18 protein-coding genes are annotated in these 20,230 nt (G+C 64.0%); 11 read left to right on the top strand and 7 right to left on the bottom strand.

Going from position 1 to position 20,230, the window contains the following annotated elements:
- Positions 1 to 24 precede the first annotated feature (24 nt).
- From BXE_RS33595 to BXE_RS33570, 6 genes are all read left to right on the top strand, one after another.
- Positions 25 to 543, top strand: a complete 519-nt coding sequence (locus tag BXE_RS33595; protein ID WP_011492583.1) for a (2Fe-2S)-binding protein — start codon at positions 25 to 27, stop codon at positions 541 to 543.
- Positions 540 to 4,148, top strand: a complete 3,609-nt coding sequence (locus BXE_RS33590; protein WP_011492582.1) for a molybdopterin cofactor-binding domain-containing protein — start codon at positions 540 to 542, stop codon at positions 4,146 to 4,148. Before BXE_RS33595 ends, BXE_RS33590 begins: the two co-directional genes overlap by 4 nt.
- A gap of 71 nt (positions 4,149 to 4,219) precedes the next feature.
- Positions 4,220 to 5,428 (top strand): ABC transporter substrate-binding protein, encoded by a 1,209-nt coding sequence (locus BXE_RS33585; protein ID WP_011492581.1) that lies wholly within the window; start codon positions 4,220 to 4,222, stop codon positions 5,426 to 5,428.
- 228 nt (positions 5,429 to 5,656) lie between these two features.
- Positions 5,657 to 6,130 carry an Hcp family type VI secretion system effector gene (locus BXE_RS33580; protein WP_011492580.1) on the top strand — a complete coding sequence of 158 codons (474 nt, stop codon included), beginning with the start codon at positions 5,657 to 5,659 and terminating at the stop codon, positions 6,128 to 6,130.
- Positions 6,131 to 6,164: 34 nt separating this feature from the next.
- Complete coding sequence (locus tag BXE_RS33575; RefSeq protein ID WP_011492579.1) at positions 6,165 to 6,656, top strand: STM2901 family protein; 492 nt, start codon at positions 6,165 to 6,167, stop codon at positions 6,654 to 6,656.
- Positions 6,628 to 7,008 (top strand): DUF1493 family protein, encoded by a 381-nt coding sequence (locus BXE_RS33570; protein ID WP_011492578.1) that lies wholly within the window; start codon positions 6,628 to 6,630, stop codon positions 7,006 to 7,008. Before BXE_RS33575 ends, BXE_RS33570 begins: the two co-directional genes overlap by 29 nt.
- 281 nt (positions 7,009 to 7,289) lie before the next feature.
- On the opposite strand, the gene BXE_RS33565 is transcribed toward BXE_RS33570, so the two are convergent.
- The gene (locus BXE_RS33565; protein ID WP_007178046.1) at positions 7,290 to 7,541 is read right to left on the bottom strand and encodes a hypothetical protein; all 252 of its coding nucleotides are present in this window, start codon (positions 7,539 to 7,541) and stop codon (positions 7,290 to 7,292) included.
- 286 nt (positions 7,542 to 7,827) lie between these two features.
- On the opposite strand from BXE_RS33565, the gene BXE_RS33560 reads away from it, so the two are divergent.
- A complete protein-coding gene (locus BXE_RS33560; RefSeq protein WP_011492577.1) occupies positions 7,828 to 8,346 on the top strand; it encodes a DUF6496 domain-containing protein in 519 nt (172 codons plus the stop codon).
- Positions 8,347 to 8,436: 90 nt separating this feature from the next.
- Here the strand turns inward: BXE_RS33560 and BXE_RS33555 are convergent, their stop codons facing one another.
- Complete coding sequence (locus BXE_RS33555) at positions 8,437 to 9,765, bottom strand: aspartate aminotransferase family protein (RefSeq protein ID WP_011492576.1); 1,329 nt, start codon at positions 9,763 to 9,765, stop codon at positions 8,437 to 8,439.
- 218 nt (positions 9,766 to 9,983) lie between these two features.
- On the opposite strand from BXE_RS33555, the gene BXE_RS33550 reads away from it, so the two are divergent.
- Entirely contained in the window at positions 9,984 to 11,399 is a 1,416-nt protein-coding gene (locus BXE_RS33550; RefSeq protein WP_011492575.1) for a PLP-dependent aminotransferase family protein, read from the top strand.
- 30 nt (positions 11,400 to 11,429) lie between these two features.
- On the opposite strand, the gene BXE_RS33545 is transcribed toward BXE_RS33550, so the two are convergent.
- The 4 genes from BXE_RS33545 to BXE_RS33530 all read right to left on the bottom strand — a co-directional run bounded on the left by BXE_RS33545 (position 11,430) and on the right by BXE_RS33530 (position 15,635).
- Complete coding sequence (locus BXE_RS33545) at positions 11,430 to 12,053, bottom strand: LysE family translocator (RefSeq protein ID WP_011492574.1); 624 nt, start codon at positions 12,051 to 12,053, stop codon at positions 11,430 to 11,432.
- Between the two features lie 164 nt (positions 12,054 to 12,217).
- Positions 12,218 to 13,021 carry a sulfite exporter TauE/SafE family protein gene (locus BXE_RS33540; protein ID WP_011492573.1) on the bottom strand — a complete coding sequence of 268 codons (804 nt, stop codon included), beginning with the start codon at positions 13,019 to 13,021 and terminating at the stop codon, positions 12,218 to 12,220.
- A 37-nt stretch (positions 13,022 to 13,058) separates the two neighbouring features.
- Positions 13,059 to 14,714, bottom strand: coding sequence for a bifunctional protein tyrosine phosphatase family protein/NAD(P)/FAD-dependent oxidoreductase (locus BXE_RS33535; protein WP_011492572.1), 1,656 nt, complete (start codon positions 14,712 to 14,714; stop codon positions 13,059 to 13,061).
- Between the two features lie 39 nt (positions 14,715 to 14,753).
- A complete protein-coding gene (locus BXE_RS33530; protein WP_011492571.1) occupies positions 14,754 to 15,635 on the bottom strand; it encodes an MBL fold metallo-hydrolase in 882 nt (293 codons plus the stop codon).
- 279 nt (positions 15,636 to 15,914) lie between these two features.
- On the opposite strand from BXE_RS33530, the gene BXE_RS33525 reads away from it, so the two are divergent.
- The 3 genes from BXE_RS33525 (at position 15,915) to BXE_RS33515 (ending at position 19,714) form a co-directional block, all read left to right on the top strand.
- Entirely contained in the window at positions 15,915 to 17,321 is a 1,407-nt protein-coding gene (locus BXE_RS33525; RefSeq protein WP_049782310.1) for a sigma-54 interaction domain-containing protein, read from the top strand.
- Positions 17,322 to 17,549: 228 nt separating this feature from the next.
- Positions 17,550 to 18,494: a cupin gene (locus tag BXE_RS33520; RefSeq protein ID WP_011492569.1), complete on the top strand. Its 945-nt coding sequence runs from the start codon at positions 17,550 to 17,552 to the stop codon at positions 18,492 to 18,494.
- Positions 18,495 to 18,793: 299 nt separating this feature from the next.
- Entirely contained in the window at positions 18,794 to 19,714 is a 921-nt protein-coding gene (locus tag BXE_RS33515) for a LysR family transcriptional regulator (protein ID WP_040124462.1), read from the top strand.
- 59 nt (positions 19,715 to 19,773) lie between these two features.
- Here the strand turns inward: BXE_RS33515 and BXE_RS33510 are convergent, their stop codons facing one another.
- On the bottom strand, positions 19,774 to 20,178 hold the full coding sequence (locus BXE_RS33510) for a hypothetical protein (RefSeq protein WP_011492567.1): 405 nt from the start codon (positions 20,176 to 20,178) through the stop codon (positions 19,774 to 19,776).
- Positions 20,179 to 20,230 lie beyond the last annotated feature (52 nt).

The raw sequence follows: 20,230 nt of genomic DNA, 5'->3' as shown, positions 1-20,230 counted from the left end.
TCGCACGGTCAGGCCGGCACTGACATGAACCGCCCGGCGCCTCTTGCGCTGAACGTGAACGGCGCGACGCATCTCGTCAGCGCTGCCGCCGACACGCCGCTGCTCTACCTGCTGCGCAACGACCTCGCGCTGAACGGTCCGAAGTTCGGCTGCGGTCTCGGCGAATGCGGTGCATGCACGGTCCTGCTCGACGGCATGCCCACGCGTGCCTGCGTCACCACCGCGAAGGTCGCGTTGGGCCGCGAGATCACCACGCTGGAAGGTCTGGGCACGCGCTCCGCGCTGCATCCGGTGCAGCAGGCGTTTATCGAAGAACAGGCCGCGCAGTGCGGCTATTGTCTGAACGGCATGATCATGACGGTCAAGGCGCTGCTCGATCGCGATCCGCATCCGGACGTCGAGACGATCCGGCGCGAGTTGTCGCGCAATCTGTGCCGTTGCGGCACGCATGTCGAGATCGTGCGCGCGGTGCAGCGCGCCGCCGAATTGCTTGCCGCGCAAACGGCGGCGCAATCGGCCGTGCATGAAGGAGCGCGTGCATGACCGGGCCGGATTTCAGCATCGATCGGCGCACCGCGCCGCCGTCGCGGCAGCAGCTCTACGACGCGCAGAGTGTGCTGATCGTCGTGCGGCCGCCGCAGGCACCGGCGAAGCCGGCGATCGGTCAGCCGGGCTCGCGTTCGTCGTTCGTGCCGACCGAGGCGGACATGTTCCTCGTGGTGCGCGACGACGGCAGCGTGGTCGCGTTCAACGGCCACGTCGATCTCGGCACGGGCATTGGCACGGCGCTCGCGCAGATCGTCGCGGAAGAACTGGATGTGCCGTTGACGCGCGTGTCGATCGTGCTCGGCCATACCCGCGAAGCGCCGAACCAGGGGCCGACGATCGCCAGCGCGACGATCCAGATTTCGGCCGTGCCGTTGCGGCACGCGGCGGCGCAGGCGCGGCAATTTCTTCTAAAGGAAGCGGCTGCGCGGCTCAACGTTGGCGCCGAACAACTCGACGTGCGTGACGGTATCGTTTTTCCACGCGACGGCAACACTGCCGCGAAGGGCATCAGCTACGGCGGTCTGATCAGCGGAAAACGTGTCGAATTGCAACTCGCCACCGACGCGCCGCTGAAGTCGCCGGACACGTACAGAATAGTGGGTAGAAGCGCGCCGCGCATCGACATTCCGGCGAAGGCCACCGGCGAATTGAGTTTCGTGCATGACGTGCGCGTGCCGGGCATGTTGCACGGCCGCGTGGTTCGGCCGCCATATGCCGGCGTCGCGCAGGGCGAGTTCATGGGCAACACCCTGCTGCGCGTGGATGAAGATTCGGTCAGCGATCTGCCCGGCATCGTGAAGGTCGTGGTGATTCGCGATTTCGTCGGCATCGTGGCGGAGCGCGAGGAAGTCGCGCAGCAGGCCGTCAAGCGGCTTGGCGTGCAATGGAAAGCGGTTGAAGGTTTGCCGTCGCTCGAAACCAGCGAGGAAGTGGAAGCGGCCTTGCGCGCGAATCCCGCCAGCCGGCGCGATCTGGTGATCGAGGGCGATGTCGATGCGGCGCTCGCGCAGGAGTCCGCCCGCACGCTGGAACGCACTTACGTGTGGCCGTTCCAGATGCATGCATCGATTGGACCGTCGTGCGCGGTGGCGGACTATCGCGAGGGCGCGTTGAAGGTCTGGTCGGGCACGCAGAATCCGCATTCGCTGCGCGCCGATCTCGCGCTGCTGATGAACATGGACGAAGCGCGCATCGAGATCGTGCGGATGGACGCGGCGGGCTGCTACGGCCGCAATTGCGCGGACGACGTCGCCGCCGACGCCGCGCTGCTCTCGCGAGCCACCGGCAGTCCGGTGCGCGTGCAACTTTCGCGCGAAGACGAGCATGCGTGGGAGCCGAAAGGCGCCGCGCAATTGATGGACGTGCGCGGCGCGTTGACCGCCGAAGGCGAACTGGCCGCGTACGACTTTGCGACGCGCTATCCGTCGAACGACGCGCCTACGTTAGCGCTGTTGCTGACCGGCACGATCCCCGCGCGGCCGCAAGTGTTCGAAATGGGCGACCGTACGGCGGTGCCGCCGTACGACTACCGCACCATGCGCGTCGTTTGCGACGACACGCCGCCGATCGTGCGGGCGTCTTGGCTGCGCGGTGTGTCCGCGTTGCCGAACACGTTCGCGCACGAGTCGTTCATCGACGAACTCGCGGTGGAAGCTGGCGTTGATCCGGTCGAGTTCCGTTTGAAGCATCTGCGCGATCCACGCGCCATCGAACTGGTGAAGGCCGTCGCGGAGAAGGCCGGCTGGCAGCCGCGCAATACCGAGGCAAAAGAAGAAACGGGCGACATCGCGCGCGGACGGGGCATCGCGTACGCTCGCTACGTGCACAGCAAATTTCCCGGCTTCGGCGCGGCGTGGTCCGCGTGGGTGGCCGACGTCGAGGTCGATCGCAGGAGCGGCGAGCTCGCGGTGACGCGCGTGGTGGTCGGTCAGGATACCGGCACGATGGTGAATCCCGACGGCGTGCGTCATCAGATACACGGCAACGTGATCCAGGCGACGAGCCGCGCGCTGAAAGAGCGCGTGACGTTCGGCGAGAACGCGGTGACGAGCCAGGAGTGGGGTGCCTATCCGATCCTGACCTTCCGTGAAGTGCCGGTGATCGACGTGGTGATGATGCCGCGCCACGGCGAGCCGCCGATGGGCGCGGGCGAATCCGCGTCGCTGCCCGGCGCGGCGGCGATTGCCAATGCGCTCTTCGACGCCACGGGCGTGCGTTTTCGCAGACCGCCTTTCACGCCGGAAACGATTCGCGCCGCGCTCGCCGATGCGCAGGCCGAAGACCATGCGGCGCGCAAGAAGAAGCGCTGGCGATTGGGTTTTCTAGGCACGTTCGCGGCAGGCGCGCTCGGTTGGCTCGGCGCATTGTCGCTCGCGCCGCATGCTATCGCACCGGTCACGCCGCCGCTTGCTAGCGCGTTTGCGCCTGACCTGGTTGCGCGCGGCAAACTGCTTGCGTCGCTCGGCAATTGCGCGGTGTGCCATACGGCGCACAACGGCGTGCCGAACGCCGGCGGCAAACCGCTCGATACGCCTTTCGGCACCGTGTACAGCACCAATATCACGCCGGACGGCCAGACCGGCATCGGCAACTGGTCGCTCGAAGCGTTCATGCGGGCAATGCGGCAAGGCATCAGCCGCGATGGGCATCGTCTCTATCCAGCGTTCCCGTACACGTCGTTCCAGAACACCTCCGACGACGATCTGAAAGCGCTCTACGCGTATCTGATGGCGCAAACGCCGGTCCGCTCGCGTGCGCCGGAAACGAAGCTGGCGTATCCGTTCAGCGTGCGTCCGCTGATGGCCGCATGGAACGGACTCTTTCTCGGACGCACGGCATTCGCCGCCAGCGCGACGCAAAGCGCGCAATGGAATCGCGGCGCGTATCTGGTGAACGGGCTCGGCCATTGCAGCGCGTGCCACACGCCGCGCAACGCATTTGGTGCCGAGAAAACCGGCGCGGCGTTCATGGGCGGCGGGATCGCGGAAGGCTGGGAAGCGCCCGCCTTGTCGACGCTTTCGACCGCGCCCGTGCCCTGGAGCGAAGACGAACTGTTCAGCTATCTGCGCCACGGTCACGCGCCGCTGCACGGCGTCGCGGCGGGGCCGATGGCGCCGGTGGTCGGCGATCTGGCGGCGCTGCCCGACAGCGACATTCGCGCGATGGCCACGTATCTCGCATCGCTCAACCAACTCGAACCCAACGCGAATCCGGCAGCGACGGCGCATCAGGTCGAACAGGCCAGCGCGATCACGGGCATGCCTGCCGGCCTCGGTGCGCGGCTCTTCGACGGCGCGTGCGCCGCCTGTCATCACACGGGCAGCGGGCCGCAACTGTTCGGCGCGCATCCATCGCTCGCGCTGAATACGAATCTGCACAGCGCGACGCCCGATAACCTGATTCGCGTGATTCTCGACGGCATCGGCTCGCCTGCACGGCCCGAACTCGGTACGATGCCGGCTTACCGCGACAGTTTCAACGACGCCCAGGTCGCCGAACTCGTGTCGTACCTGCGTCAACAGTTTGCCGGCGGCAAGCCGGCATGGCAGGACGTCACGGCGAGCGTCGCCCGGATTCGCGCGACGCCGCGGGCCGAATGAGTCGCGAGCCGCTTGAACGCCTGATAACAACAACCCGCATTCCCGCAATTCTTTTGCTAACGGAGAAACGCATGACCACGCGCGCAGGATGGATTTCTCGCCTCATGGTGCCGACGGTACTCTCGCTCGCGGCTTTGAGCGCGAACGCACAGCAGACCATCAAGATCGGCGAGATCAATAGCTACAAGGCACAGCCCGCCTTTCTCGGGCCTTACAAGAACGGCTGGAATCTCGCGCTCGACCAGGTGAACGCCGCGGGCGGCGTGCTCGGCAAGCAGCTCGAAGTCGTATCACGCGACGACAACGGCAATCCTGGCGACACGATTCGCGTCGCGCAGGAACTGATCGCGCGCGAGCAGGTGCAATTGCTGTTCGGCGGCTTCCTGTCGAACACCGGCCTCGCACTGGCCGACTTCGCGAAGCAGAAGAGGATTTTCTTCCTGGCCGCTGAACCGTTGACCGACAAGATCGTCTGGGCCGACGGCAACAAATACACGTACCGTCTGCGTCCTTCCACGTATATGCAGGTGGCGATGCTCGTGCCGGAAGCGGTCAAGCTGAAGAAGAAGCGCTGGGCGCTGGTGTATCCGAACTACGAGTACGGGCAATCGGCGGTGGCGACCTTCAAGAAGCTGCTGACGGCGGCGCAGCCGGACGTGCAGTTCGTTGCCGAGCAGGCCACGCCGCTTGGCAACGTCGATGCGGGCGCGGTGACGCAGGCGATTGCCGACGCGAAGCCGGATGCGATTTTCAACGTGCTGTTCGGCGCCGACCTCGGCAAGTTCGTGCGCGAGGGCAATACGCGCGGGCTCTTCAAGGATCGCAGCGTGGTGTCCCTGCTGACGGGCGAGCCGGATTATCTGGACCCGTTGGGTGCTGAAGCGCCGACCGGCTGGATCGTCACGGGCTACCCGTGGTATTCGATCGATACGCCGGCCAACAAGAAGTTTGTCGATGCCTATCAGGCCAAATATCACGACTATCCGCGGCTCGGCTCGGTGGTGGGGTATTCGGCGTTGATGTCGCTTGCCGCGGGGATCAGGAAGGCTGGATCGGTCGATCCGGATAAGCTCGCCGCCGCGTTCAAGGGCCTCGGCGTGGAGACGCCGTTCGGGCCGATCACCTATCGCGCGCAGGACAATCAGTCGACCATGGGCGCGTATGTGGGCGTGACGGGCGTGAAGGACGGCAAGGGTGTGATGACGTCGTACCGGTATATCGACGGCGCGAGCGTTCAGCCGTCGGATGCCGAGGTCAGGAAGCTGCGGCCTGCCGAGTGAGGTTTTGACGCCTGCGGCGCGCGGCACCGCAGGCGTGTTTAAAAACGAACACAGTTACCTGAAGTGCCATAATTTTTAAATGCCGCTTTGCTTTTCGGACAACTCCGATTTCCGCGCACGCCGCTATTTAGCAAGGTACTGCTGGACCTCGGTGTTTTTCTGCTCGTTGGAACATTCGCAACAGAAATAGGCAACGCTGGGAAATACATAGTCACGACCGGAACCAGAATGGCTGACATTTTCATCAAGATCGACGGGATAGCGGGCGAATCGCAAGACGCGATACACCCCGACGAGATCGAAGTCTTAAGTTGGCATTGGAAGATGGCGCAGCAGTCCGCCATGCATTCGGGTTCTGGCGGCGGCGCGGGAAAGGCTACTGTTTCGGATTTGCATTTCATGCATGGGATTGACCGGGCGAGTCCCAATCTTGCGAGCTACTGTTTCCATGGAAAACATATACCGCAAGTTCTGCTCACCATGCGCAAAGCTGGTGGTATTCCTCTGGAGTATCTAAAAATCAGAATGTACGACGTGATCGTTTCGCACGTCGAGGCCGCGGTAGGTGATGGAATTGCCCTGGAACATGTGGCCTTATCTTTTGCCCGCATGAAAAAGGAATATGCGGTGCAAAGCGCTATAGGTGGCAGTCAAGGCATGGTGACAGCAATCATTGATGTGAAGCAAAACCTTGCCGATTGAAGACGGACTATTCAGGTGAGGAGAAAGCAAGCTGATGACTGAGTATGAGCATCTGATAAGCGACGCACCGATTCATTCGAATTTCTATCCCTATGGAGACGCAACGGGTCTCACACCGCAGCAACTTTATTTTGCAATACTGGTTGAGGAAACCTGCAATCGCCTGGGGGTTCACGATATTGCAGCTGCCGTTTCGATTGTCGCTGGCTGGCCTTTGCTTTCGACGCGCGCGAAACTGGCTGGAACAACAAAAGGAACATCCATTGCGTCACGTATCAGTCGGGAATTGCTCGATTGCAACGTGAGTATGCGTCTTCCTACGCTGACACTGAAGTCGATGCGGGAGTTGCGTTTCGCGTACACGCGAAATCTAGGAGCGTTCGTCGGGCGCTGGGTTCCCGGCATTGGCTATGCAATGACAGCATATGACGTTATCGCCATCAACATGCAAACCCTGAGGCGTTACAACCGATTGGTGAAACCCGAGGACCAGATAAATGACCTTGCAACCGGCACTCTCGGCTGAGTTGGTGGAGTTCATACGCGAACAGCTTGCGCTGAAGCCGGATCAACAGGTCAGCCCGTCAGACAGTCTCGAGGAAAAGTTTGGACTCACCGGAGATGATGCCGATGATTTTATGGGGGACTTTGGCAAGCGCTTTCACGTGGCGGGAGGCGATTTCGATTTCAATCGCTATTTCGTCACTGAAGGATTTCCTGGACCCTTCTTTATCGTTAGTTATCTTTGTTCGAAAAAAAAGCGCAGGAGATTAGAACGGGAACCCCTGACTGTTGCGATGCTTCAACATGCCATTAATCTTGGAGTATGGGACAGCCAACGTTTGATGGAATCGGCAAATCCCGGCCCGACAGATTGATTCCCGAAGCACTGAGGCTGGTGAGGTTTCTTCGGCCGGTGCTCGCAACCCGCGGACCGGACGGAAATACGCGTCACTCCCCAGGTTGCCAGCAACCGCGTCGCTACCCCAGCAGATCTGCCGGGGTGGGCCGCTTCAACTTTGCTCGACACGGTATGCGCGAGCGCACGCTATCAAGATCGCGGGCAAACCGTCTTCGCGGACCCAGTCAGGGAAACTTGATCTGAAACGGTGCACCGTTGGAAAGCGGGCCGGCGTATCGCCCTTGGGGCAAAGGAGGACTACTCCTCCGCGTCGTGCTCGATCACAAATCGTTTCAGATAAGCCAGTACGGCGGCCTCGACCGCGCGATGATCCGCGGTGCTTTTGGAGCCCGCGTTCTCCTCGTCGCCGAACAGCGTGGAGGGCGCGTTGTGCACATCCACTTCCTGGCCTTCGCGAAAGACGCGAATTTCATGGACGTCTTCGGCGTATTCGGCAATCCAGTGCACACCTTCAATGTGCGCGCCTGCGCGAACGGTAGGTATCTTCATGGACGTCTCCCGTCGGGCCGGACCACGCGCCAACCCTTACCAGCACCATACGCTGTCCGGATGCCCGGCGCGAGTCCTGGCCGGCCATTTCCTGAGCTTTCGCGGCGATTCGGTGCATTGCTCGAATTTTTGCCGGCGTACACGCGCGGCTTCGCAATTCCGTGCGCCGGGCGAAACGCCGCGACTATTCCCGCATGATGGCGTTCTCGCGGAGATTCGCCAGCGCAACCCGCCAAGGCACACCCGTTGCTGCATGACATAGGCCACAACCAACTGGAGGACTGTCATGCCCGAACAGAAAACCCTCAAGCGCGCCCACGCCGACAAGCGCGCCGGCAAGTCGTCGAGCACCCAGGCCGGCGAATTCGTCAAGGAACAGGTCGACAAGGTGCGTGCCGGCAAGCACGGTGTCAGGTCGGCCAAACAGGCGATTGCGATCGGTCTTTCGGAAGCGCGCCGCGCGGGCGTCGCCGTGAAGTCGCCGAAGAAGGGCGCGGCAAGCGAATCCACGCGTAAGAAAGCCGCCACGGATAACGCCGCGGGTCAGCACAGGAGCACGACGAAGAAGAGCACGGAGTCGACCGCGAAACGCTCACGCGCCGCGACCAATGCGTTGAAGCGGGAGGCAAGCGCCGGCGCGTCGCGCACGGCGTTGTCGAAGCAGACGAAGACGGCCGCGGCCAAACGTCCGGCGGCCAGCCGTTCCGCAGCGGCGAAGAAGGCTGCCGCGACCAAGGGTGCTGCAGGCCGTTCGGCGGCCGCGAAGAAAGCGGCTCAAACACGGGCTTCGCGCACGCATCATTGACGGCGGCACGCGTCTGAAAGAAGCGCATCCGGCAAAAGAAGGTGGCGCATGCAACATGCGCCGCCTTCTTTCTTGCGCTTCGGTTACGGCTTACTGCACCGTAGCCAGCACGTCGCCCACGGTCTTGAAGATGTGCGCGATCTGCTCTTCGTTGATGATGAGCGGCGGCGAGAACGCGAGAATGTCGCCCGTGAAGCGCACCAGCACGCCCGCTTCGAAGCATTTGACGAACGCTTCGTATGCCCGCGCGCCCGGCGCGCCGTCGCGCGATTCGAGTTCCACGCCGGCGATCAGGCCGATATTGCGCACATCCTTCACGTGCTTCGCGCCGCGCAGCGAATGGGCCGCAGCTTCGAACGTCGGCGCGAGCGTGGCGGCGCGTTCGAACAGACCCTCGCGGCGATACAGGTCGAGCGTGGCAATCGCGGCTGCCGTCGCGGCCGGGTGAGCCGAATACGTGTAGCCGTGGAACAGCTCGATTGCGCCTTGCGCGCCGCTGTTCACGATCGTGTCGTGGACCGTGCGGCTTGCGGCCACCGCGCCCATCGGAATCGCGGCATTGTTGATCGCCTTTGCCATCGTGATCAGATCCGGCGTCACGCCGAAGTACTCGCTTGCCGTGGCCTTGCCGACGCGGCCGAAACCGGTAATCACTTCGTCGAAAATCAGCAGGATGCCGTGCTTCGTGCAGATCTCGCGCAGCTTTTGCAAATAGCCTTGCGGGGGAATCAGCACGCCCGTCGAGCCGGCCACCGGTTCGACGATCACCGCCGCGATGGTCGAGGCATCGTGCAGCGTGACAATGCGCTCGAGTTCCTCGGCCAGGTGTGCACCCCACGCCGGCTGGCCTTTCGAAAACGCGTTCTGTTCGAGGTTATGCGTGTGCGGCAGATGATCGACCGCCGGCAGCAGCGCGCCCGAAAAGGTTTTGCGGTTCGGCGCGATGCCGCCGACGGAGATGCCGCCGAAGCCCACGCCGTGATAGCCGCGCTCGCGGCCGATCAGGCGGGTACGCTGGCCTTCGCCGCGCGAACGGTGATATGCCAGGGCGATTTTCAGGGCGGTGTCGACCGATTCCGAGCCCGAGTTCGTGAAGAAGATGCGGTCGAGGCCTTCCGGCATCAGTTCGGCGACTTTCGTGGCGGCTTCGAAGGCGAGCGGGTGGCCCATCTGGAAGGTCGGCGCGAAGTCGAGCGTGGAGAGCTGCTGGGTAATCGCGGCGATGATTTCCTCGCGGCCGTGGCCGGCGTTCACGCACCACAGACCCGCGCAGCCGTCGAGCACTTCACGCCCGTCCGTGCTGCGGTAATACATGCCCTTGGCCGATTCCAGCAGGCGCGGCGCGGCCTTGAACTGGCGGTTGGCGGTAAACGGCATCCAGAAAGACGACAGATCGTCGATGACGGGGCGCGAAGTCATGTGTATTTCCTCGAAGTGGGTTCCCCAAGGGGACTTCCTTTGGGGCATAGCAAAACTGTAGCGTTCGCGGTTTAATGGCGGCATAAACAGTTGACGCAGTGTGGCGCTAACTGTGTTGGTGGATCCGCACTAACTGTGCCGATGCGTGCCGGGGCTGAGCCTGGACACCGCATTCGCACGTCCGGCTGCCCGCCGCGGCCCGCTTCTTCATCCTGACCATGATCGAACTAGAACTCGAGCGCGACCGGCGCGCCGCTCCCACGCTCGTCGAGCAGGTGGTGCAAGGCTTCGCGTGCGCCATCGAGGCGCAATCGCTGCGCGCGGGCGCGCTCCTGCCGTCGGTGCGGCAACTCGCGCACAGCCACGACCTGAGCACCTTTACGGTCACGGAGGCTTACAACCGGCTCGTTTCTATGGGACTGGTGGTCGCGCGGCGTGGTTCCGGCTATCGCGTGGCGGCGCGTTCGCAGTCCGCGCGCGTCGCCGCGACCGACTGGCAGCCGCCGAGCCTCACCGCGACCTGGCTGCTGTCGGACGTGTTCGCCGACCATTCGGTGCCGATCAAGGCAGGCGGCGGCTGGCTGCCGAACGAGTGGATCAACGAGACCGGCTTGCAGCACGCGCTGAGGGCAGTGAGCCGGGTGCCGGCGGCGCGCCTCGGCGATTACGGGCATCCGTACGGATTCGCGCCGTTGCGCGAACGGATCGCCGAGCAACTCGACCGGCGCGGCCTGCCGGTGGATGTCTCCAACGTGCTGCTCACGCAAGGCGCGACTCAGGCGCTGGATCTGATCGTGCGCACCTTGCTGCGCGCGGGCGATGCGGTGATCGTCGAAGATCCCGGCTATTGCAATCTGCTGCAGATTCTCAAGCTGGCCGGGTTGGTGGTGCATGGCGTGCCGCGCACGCCGGCGGGCGTCGATACCGACGTGCTCGAAGCGCTGGTCGCCGAACACAAGCCCAAAGCGATCTTCGTCAACACGACGTTGCAAAATCCGACCGGCGCGACGTTCGGCATGTCGGCGGCGTTCCGCTTGCTGCAGATTGCCGAGCGGCAGCGCATGTGGGTGATCGAAGACGATGTGAGCCGCGAACTCGCGCCGTCCGGCGCCCCGCTTTTCGCGGCGATGGAAGGCTTGCAGCGCGTGCTCTATGTGGGCGGCTTTTCGAAGACGGTCACGCCGGGGCTGCGCTGCGGCTACGTGGTCGCCGAGCGCGCGGTGCTGCGCGAACTGGCGCGCACGAAGATGGCGGTGGGTTTGACCTCGTCGGAGGCGATCGAGCGGATCGTCGACAAGGTGTTGCTGGAGGGGCGCTACGCGCGTCACGTGGAAGCCGTCAACGAGCGCCTCAAGCTCGCCCACGCCACCGTTGAAGAGCGGCTCGATTCGCTCGGTCTCGAAGTGTTCCACCGGCCGCGCGCCGGGTTATTCCTGTGGGCGCGTTTGCCGATCGAAGCGGAGCGGGCCGGCGAAGTGGCGACGGCCGCGCTCACCCACGGCATCTGGCTCGCGCCGGGCTCCTACTTCCGTCCGGACGATGCCCCGAGCGCCTGGTTCCGCTTCAACGCGCCATACTCGACCGACGACGCGTTGTGGCGCTTCATCGAGCGAATCGGGCAGGGCGCGTTATAAAGGAGCGGCGGCAACCGCGCTCATGCAGATTCAGGCGCCCTGGCCGACCAGCTTCAGCGCGATCGGATACAGCGACAGCACCAGCAGCAGCGCCATCGCCACATTGAAGATGCGCAGGCGCTTCGGGTCCGACAACACCTGCCGCATGGCCGTGCCGAAACCTGCCCACAGGCAGATGCACGGAAAGCCGATCACGTAGAAGATCACCGCCATGACAACGGCGTTCACGCTGTAGCTCTCGCTGAGGTGGATCGTGGTGGCGGCGGTCAGCACCATCATCCATGCTTTTGGATTGACCCACTGGAAAGCAATCGCTTCGTAGAACTTCATGGGCCGGCGCTCGCCTTTTTTCACCTTCAACTCACCCGACGTGCCGATCTTCCACGCGAGATAGAGCAGATACGCGACGCTCGCGATCTCCAGCACGGTGTACAGCACGGGAAAATGGACGAAGGCTTCGCCTAGACCGATGCCGACCGACAGCATCAACAGCACGACACCGGCACTGATGCCCGCCAGATGCGGCAGCGTGCGGCGAAATCCGAAGTTGACTCCGGATGCCAGCAACATCGTGTTGTTGGGACCGGGCGTGATGGTGGTGACGAGCGCGAACAGGATGCCGGCGGGCAGCGCGCTGAGACTGAGATAAGACATGAGAAGCTCCGCTGTCGGTCGAGAGATATTGGGAGCATTCTAGCGATCGTGTCCGGTACAGTACCTGTACGGTTTTAAAGATGATGTCCGGTACGGGGGCGGCCGATTGCGGACGCCGACGCAGGAGTCGCCGGCAATCCCAGGCGAGAGCCGCCGGCGTGGAGTCAGGCGATTGCGGCCTTCGCCATCAGTCCCAGCGCAACGCATATCAGGATCGTCGCGAAACCGAGCTGAACCTGGTGTCCCGGCAGACGGTGCGACGCAATGCGTCCTCCCAGCATTCCGGCGGCAGTGGCGAGGCTGAACCACAGCACCACCTCCAGCGGCAGCGACGCGCCGTGATGCATCGTGGCGATCACACCGCCGCCGCCCACCAGCGTGATCACCATCAGCGAGGTGGCCACCACGCCGTGCATGGGCACGTTGGTCAGCTTGCGCATCATCGGCACGATGATGAATCCTCCGCCAACGCCGAGCAGGCCGGTCATCAGCCCGGTTACGGCGCCGGTTGCCGCGAGCGCCGCGCCCGTCGCCCACGACCAGGCGAGCCGGCCGGTCGCGGGGTTGAGACGCGCCACGCACAGCGCCGATTCGGGCTGCGGTGCCGCGCCGGCCCGCAGCGTCTGACGCAGCAGCCGAACCGCGACGATCAGCATCACGCCGGCAAAGAGCGCAAGCAGCAAACGCTGCGGCAACGCGCGTGCGAGGCGGGCGCCGAGCGCGGTCGCCGGAATGCCGGCGGCCGCCATGAACAGCGCGGCGCGATAGCGGACAAGGCGCTTGCGGAATGCTTCGAGCGCGCCGACCGCCGCGCTGCTCGATACGGCGACGAGCGCGACCGGCGTCGCCTGCTGGATCGGCCAGCCCATTCCGAACACCAGCGCGGGCACCGCCAGAATGCCGCCGCCGGCGCCCGTCAGACCAAGCAGCGCACCCACGATGGCGCCGAGAAGAACTGAGATCAGCATCGATAGCCTTAAACGATTGACGACGACAATCGGCCGCTCATTCGGCGAGCCGGGGATGGGCCAGCCATTCCTTGCCTTTGAGCATGCCGCGCCAATAGAGCGGGGGCAGGATGCGCTCCTTCAGCAGCCAGGCGAGCCTCGACGGACGCTTGCCGTCGATCAGCCAGGCGGGGAACGTCGGTGCGACCTTGCCGCCGTAGAGAAACTCGGCAAGCACGATCTTGCCGCGCTCGACCGTGAGCGGACACGAACCGTATCCGTCGTACGTTGCGATGCCCGACGTGCCGCCGAGCGCCGCGAGTACGTTGTGCGCGACGACGGGCGCCTGCTTGCGGGCGGCGGCGGCCGTCTTTGCGTTCGGGGTGTTCGTCACGTCGCCGAGCCCGTAGACGTTGTGAAAGCGCTTGTGCCGCAGCGTCGTTTGATCGACGTCGACCCAGCCCGCCGCGTCGGCGAGCGGACTGGCGCTGATAAAGTCGGGCGCCGTTTGAGGCGGTACTACGTGGATCATGTCGAATTCGGTCTCGAAGCGCTCGGCAGCGCCGCCCGCCACCGTGCGCGTGAAGGTCGCGCGCTTCGCCCGGCCGTCGATCGCGCTCAGGTTGAATCCGAAATTCAGCTTGATGCCGTAGCTCTCCACGTATTTCATCAGTGCCGGCACGTAGTCGGGCACGCCGAACAGCGCCGCGCCCGCGTTGTAGAACTCGACGTCGATGCCGTCGAGCCGCCCGCTGCGCTGCCAGTGATCGGAGGACAGGTACATTGCCTTTTGCGGCGCCCCGGCGCATTTGATCGGCATCGGCGGCTGCGTGAAGAGCGCGCGGCCGCCCTTCAGCTCCTGCACCAGACGCCACGTGTACGGGGCGAGGTCGTAGCGGTAGTTCGAGGTCACGCCATTGCGGCCGAGTGTCTGCGGCAATCCTTCGATCGCGTTCCAGTCGAGCTTGAGTCCCGGGCAGACGATCAGCTGACCGTATTTGACGACGCGGCAGCCCTCCAGCACCACTGCGTTGTTCTCCGGCTCGAATGCCGCCACGGCGGCCTTGATCCAGTGCACCTTGCCAGGCAGCACGTCGTCCATGGAGCGCGCCGTCGTCTCGGGCCGGAACACGCCCGCGCCGACCATCGTCCAGCCCGGCTGGTAGTAGTGCGTCGCGGCGGGGTCGAGCACGGCGATATCCAGACCGGGCGCGCGGGCGAGCAGGCTCGACGCCGTCGCGATACCCGCGGCGCCGGCCCCCACGATGACGATATCGTGCCGCTCCTGCGAAACCACGAGGGGCGACGCGATCCGTCCGGCGAGTCCGGTCAGATCGTAGCCGGCGGCATTCCCGGTGCCGACGATTTCCGTGAACGCCTTGCCGGAGGCGCAGGAGAGCGCCCACAGCGTCGCCGAGCGCATGCCGCTGCGGCAATACGCGAGCACCGGTCCCGGCAGGCTTCGCAGATGTTCGCCGAACAGCGCCGCGTCGCTGTCGTTCACCATCCCCGATTTGACGGGCAGATAGCGCGCCTCGATGCCTTCGTCGCGCGCGGCCTCGGCGATTTCGGCGAAGGTCGGCTGATCGGGGCCTTCGCCGTCAGGACGGTTGCATATCACGGTGCGAAAGCCCGCCGCGCGCAACGCGGGCAGGTCGGGCACCCGAATCTGCGGGGATACGCTCAGCGCATCCGTCAGCTTTTTGATTTCCATTGCTTCTCCTAACTGGTCTGCCGATGGTCAACGCCTGCGTCAAAGCGCATTCACCGGAATCTTGATGTACGAAACGCCGTTGCTTTCGGGCTCGGGCAGATGGCCGGCGCGCATGTTCACCTGCACGGACGGCAGGATCAGGACCGGCATGTCGAGCGTCGCATCGCGGGCCGTGCGCATTTCCACAAAGGCCTGCTCGGGCGTCCCTGTGCGTACGTGGATGTTGTGCTCGCGTTCGTCCGCCACGGAGCTCTCGTATTGCACCGGACGGCCGCCCGGCTGATAGTCGTGGCACATGTAAAGGCGGGTCTGCGGGGGCAGGCTGAGAACGCGGTTGATCGAGCGGTACAGCGTGGCTGCGTCGCCACCCGGAAAGTCGCAGCGGGCAGTGCCGTAGTCGGGCATGAAGAGCGTGTCGCCGACGAACGCCGCGTGATCGTCGCCGTCGCTTACCACATAGGTCACGCACGCCGGCGTGTGGCCGGGCGTGTGCATCACGCGCACGGGCAGTTGGCCCAGGCTGAAGGTTTCGCCGTCGGCAAAAAGATGATCGAACTGCGAGCCGTCGGTGGCGAATCCACAACCGGCGTTGAACAGCTTGCCGAACACCTGCTGCACGCGCGTCACCTGCTCGCCGATCGCGATTCGCCCGCCTAGCCGCGCCTTGAGATAGGGCGCGGCGGAAAGATGGTCCGCGTGCACGTGCGTCTCCAGCAACCATTGCACGCTCGCGCCGAGCGCTTCGACGCGTGCGGCGAGCCGGTCGGCCGACACGGTTCGCGTCCGGCCTGATTTCGGGTCGTAATCGAGCACGCTGTCGATCAGCGCGCATTGCCGTGTCTGAGGATCCAGCAGCAGGTAGCTGATGGTCCACGTGGCCGGATCGAAAAATCCTTCGACGATAAATTTGCTGGCGGTCATTGCAATCGTTCCCTTTGCCGGACAGGACGTCCGGCAGCTTCGGGAATGACATGAGTCAAGTTTCGTGCCAGTCGGGCCATCGCGTTGCGCCGCGATTGTAGATCCATGATCTGCATCGATTTTTATGCTTTGCACGCGGGCTTTGAAACGACATGCGCGTATGAGAATGCGCGACGTGAGACTGCCACTAACTGCCATTTGGCAGTCATGGCAGAAATGGCAGAAATGGCAGTCCGCGCGTATAGTGCGGGTTCTCCGCCATATGACCGGTCCGCGACCATGACCTTGCCCGAGCCCGCATCTCCTCCAGCCGCCGTGCCTGATTCGGCGCCTGCGCTGCCCGGCGCCCCCGAGATTGCCGCGCTCGTGTCCTATCTGGAATACGACCCGCAGCCCTCGATCGTGCTCGATCCGGACTACCGCATTCTTGCGGCCAATACCGCGTACCAGCGGCAGTTCGGCGTGGCAGGGCAGCCGCACGTGGGGCGCCGCTGCTACCAGGTATCGCACCACTACGAGGTGCCGTGCGATCAGGCCGGCGAGCATTGCCCGATGAAGCGCGCGTCCGATACGCGCAGCGCGGATCGCGTGCTGCACATCCATCACACGCCGCGCGGCCCCGAGCACGTGGACGTTGAACTGCGGCCGATCTTCGACACCCGGTCTGAGATCGTCGCGTATGTCGAGCGGCTCTCCACGGTGCGCGGCGCCTCCGCGCGGCCGAGCGTGGATGGCCTCGTCGGCCGCGCACCCGCATTCAACGAGGCGATCTCGGCATTGCAGCGTGTCGCGCCGTCGATGTTGCCCGTGCTGCTGCTCGGCGAGTCCGGCACCGGCAAGGAGCTGTTCGCCCATGCGCTGCACGAGGCAAGCGATCGGGCACAACGGCCGTTCGTCGTGGTCGATTGCTCCGGCATCACGGAGACGCTGTTCGAGAGCGAACTGTTCGGCTACGAGAAGGGCTCGTTTACCGGCGCCTCGACCCGCAAGCCGGGACTCGTCGAAACGGCCCAAGGCGGGACGCTGTTTCTCGACGAAATAGGCGACGTGCCGTTGTCGATGCAGGTCAAGCTGCTGCGTCTCATCGAGACGGGCGCGTTCCGCCGCGTGGGCAGCGTCGAGACGCAGCGCGCGGACTTCCGGCTCGTCGCGGCGACTCACAAGCCGCTCGAGCAGATGCTGGCGACCGGACAGTTCCGCTCGGACCTGTATTTCCGCATCAGCGCGTTCCCGATCCGCCTGCCGGCGCTGCGCGACCGTGCCGACGACATTCCGCTGCTGGTGGACTCGACTTTGCAGCGCATCGCCTCCGGGCGCAGCGCAGCACCGCGCAAGACCTCGGTCGCAGCGGATGCGCTCGCCCGGCTGTGCGCCTTTCGCTGGCCGGGCAACATCCGCGAGCTACGCAACGTGCTCGAACGCGCGAGCCTGCTGGCGGACGACGGTGTGATCCGCCCGGAACATTTGCCGGACACGGTCAGGGCCGACGTATCGCCGGCGAGTCCTGCGGCTGCGCCGCTGCGCCATTCCGCTCGCATCAAGCTCACGGACGCCGAACTGGCTCGCATGGCCGCGGATTTCGTGGGGAGGCGCAAGGAGCTCGCCGCACAACTCGGCATGAGCGAGCGCACGCTGTACCGGCGGCTAAAGGCTCTTGGCGAAGAGGACCCGCACGGCGAACGCTAAAAAAAGCATGATCATTTAAGACAGCCCGCAGTGACTGGCGCACATCCCTGCAAGCGAATCTCGCCTCGTCACGGAACCACAACTGCGTCCGGTTGCCTTGTCCCCAAACCTGAAAACTCATTTGCGCCGACGGGACTACCGGCGCGTTTTGCCAGAACGTAAATTCACTTCACGACTTCGCTGCAAACACAGCGGAGCTGGCAAACCTTTGATTTCAGGAGAAACAACATGCTCGATCGCACCGACGCAGCGCTTTTGGCAGACGACACGGATGTCACCGAAAGCGCGCAATACTTCGAATACACCAAGGCCGCCAACCCGATTGGCGCGAAGCTGATTTCACGCGTTCCGTTCAAGACGTTCCCCGCCGAGCTGTACGCCGATGGTCCGACTCGCGTCGTTCCGCTGGATCTCTCGGCGGAGCTCGGTTGCGACGCGCCGGCAACCGGACCGGGATTGATCGCGAACTTCGTGCGGATTCTGAAGGGAGAGCGGATCGAGCTGGATCCGCTGGCCACGTCGCAGATTTTCTATGTGATTCGCGGGACGGGATCCGCGGTGCAGGGCGGCCACACGATTCCATTTACGCAAGGTGCGTTCTTCTCGTTGCCCGGCGGTATCGAGTCCACGATCTCGGCGCTCGAAGACGTCGCGTTGTACTACGTCAACGACGCGCCCCTGTTGACTTACCTTGGCGTCGATTCGGTTTCGCCGCGCTTCGACCCGACCTTGTATCCCGCGGAACGCGCACAGGCCGAACTGCAAAAAGTCGCGAGAGATACCCATGCCGCTCTGCGCAGCCGCATTTCCGTTCTGCTCGGCAATGCCAATTTTCCGCAGACCCGCACGGTGACGCATGTGCTGTGGGCCATGTTCGGTCTGCTTCCAGGCAAGTCGGTTCAGAAGCCGCACCGTCATCAGTCGATTGCGCTGGATTTCATCGTCGACTGTCCGCGGGGATGCTACAGCCTCGTCGGCACGGAACTGGACGAGCAAGGCAATATCGCGGACGCAACGCGGGTTGATTGGGCGCCGGGCCTTGCGTTCGTGACGCCGCCGGGATACTGGCACGCCCATTTCAATGAATCGGACCAGGATGCCCGCCTGATTCCGATTCAGGACGCAGGTTTGCAAACCTATTTGCGGGCGCTGGACATTCGTTTTGCCAGATAGGCAGTCTGTCGCCGGGCAATAGAAAAGTCGCTGTCTGCGGTATTCAATGAGCCCGTCCCGCACTTTCAATTCGCGTGACGGGCTCATCGTTTGATTGCATCGAATGGAAGCGGACGCGGTACGTTGCGCATGCTGTCCGATCGGACGGCATCGGTTCGGCGCTGCCTGTCGGCCGTCTTCTCCGGCATGCGCATTCGAATCACGCGCGCCGCCGGTATTGCCGCTGATATCGTAAGCTACCGGCAATGACCGTGCGTGCCGGCCGACGCGCCCGAGCGCAGCCCACCTTGGATTCCGACATGGATTACTTCGCAGCAGTCCGGACGTTCGTGCGCGCAGCCGAACTGGGTAGTCTCACGCGTGCGGCGCAGGAGCTGTCCATCAAGACGTCCACCGCGTCGCGACATTTGAATGAACTCGAGGCCGATCTGCGCATCGCGCTGTTTAACCGCTCGACGCGAGGCCTCTCGCTCACGGAAGGCGGCAAGGTTTTCTACGCCCGCGTTTCGGAAGTACTGACTCAGCTGAAGGATGCAAGAGACGCGACGTCGTCGCTCAATCAGAGCCCTTCGGGGGTCTTGCGTGTCACGCTGCCTGTCTCGTTTGGCCGGAAACACGTCGTGCCGCACATTGGCGAATTCATGGACCGGTATCGCGATATCGACGTGGAGGCCATCTTCACCGACGACGTGCTCAATCTCATCGAGTCACAGATCGATCTCGGCATTCGCATAGGCGCGTTGCAGGATTCGTCGCTGATGGCCCGGCGACTTGCGCCGCACCGCGAGGTGGCGTGCGCGGCGCCTGCGTATGCCAGGGCATGCGGCGTACCGGTCACGCCCGGCGCGCTGAAGGATCACGCCTGCCTGATGTTCTCGCGAACAGTGGGAAATGTCTGGTACGTCAGGCCCCGCGAGGATACAGCGGCGGAGTGGCAGAAGGCGACGGTGAATGGCCGCCTCACCCTCGACGATACCGACGCGCTGCTTGCAGTCGCGCTGGCCGGAAGAGGGATCGCGTTGCTGCCCGGCTGGCTGGCGCACGAACCGCTCAGCGACGGCCGTCTCACGAGCATCCTGCCGGGCTGGGAGATCCGTTCGTCGCGCGAAGAGGCGTCGATCTGGGCGGTTTATCCGCGCAAGAAAACGGTGTCGTCCAAGGTCCGCTCGTTCATCGACTTTCTCGCCGACAAATTCGACGAGGCGCCTTACTGGCACTGACCGGCCGCCGAACGGCCCGGCAAAAAGAATCGCTATCGGTCAGCGCGGCGAGTGCGTGACTACTGCTCCTTGCACTGCACGTCGCGCTTCTGCACGACGATAATCACCGGGTACGTTCCCCGGTCGAGTTCGACACGCGCGACCACGGCCATTGTCGTGCTGTCGATGTCGTCATACACGCTGACCTCTTCATGCCGAAGGCTCGTGATGCCGGTACAGCCCGACGCGCGGCCCTCGTCGGAGACCTTGCACTGGATCGGGTTGTCCGCCAGAAAGCGGAATTTGTCTCTGTCCGGGGTTGCCAGGTACTCACGAAAGCTCTGTGCCGCGCCGCCGATGCCGGTGACATACCCGATGGCGCACTCCTGTTTGGGCGTGTCGCCGCCCGGCGATGTCTGGGCGTTCGTCGTCGTGCTCGCGGCCACGATGACCAACGCGAGTGTCGATGCAAGGAGATATTTCATGGCGCATATCACGGTTGGCGGATCGAAGTGCGGATTGTAAAGGCATCTCGTC

The organism is Paraburkholderia xenovorans LB400 (assembly GCF_000013645.1).
In the GTDB taxonomy this organism is placed as follows: Bacteria; Pseudomonadota; Gammaproteobacteria; order Burkholderiales; family Burkholderiaceae; genus Paraburkholderia; species Paraburkholderia xenovorans.
Note: the sequence above shows the minus strand (reverse complement) of the source record. Positions and strands in the feature narration are given on the sequence as shown.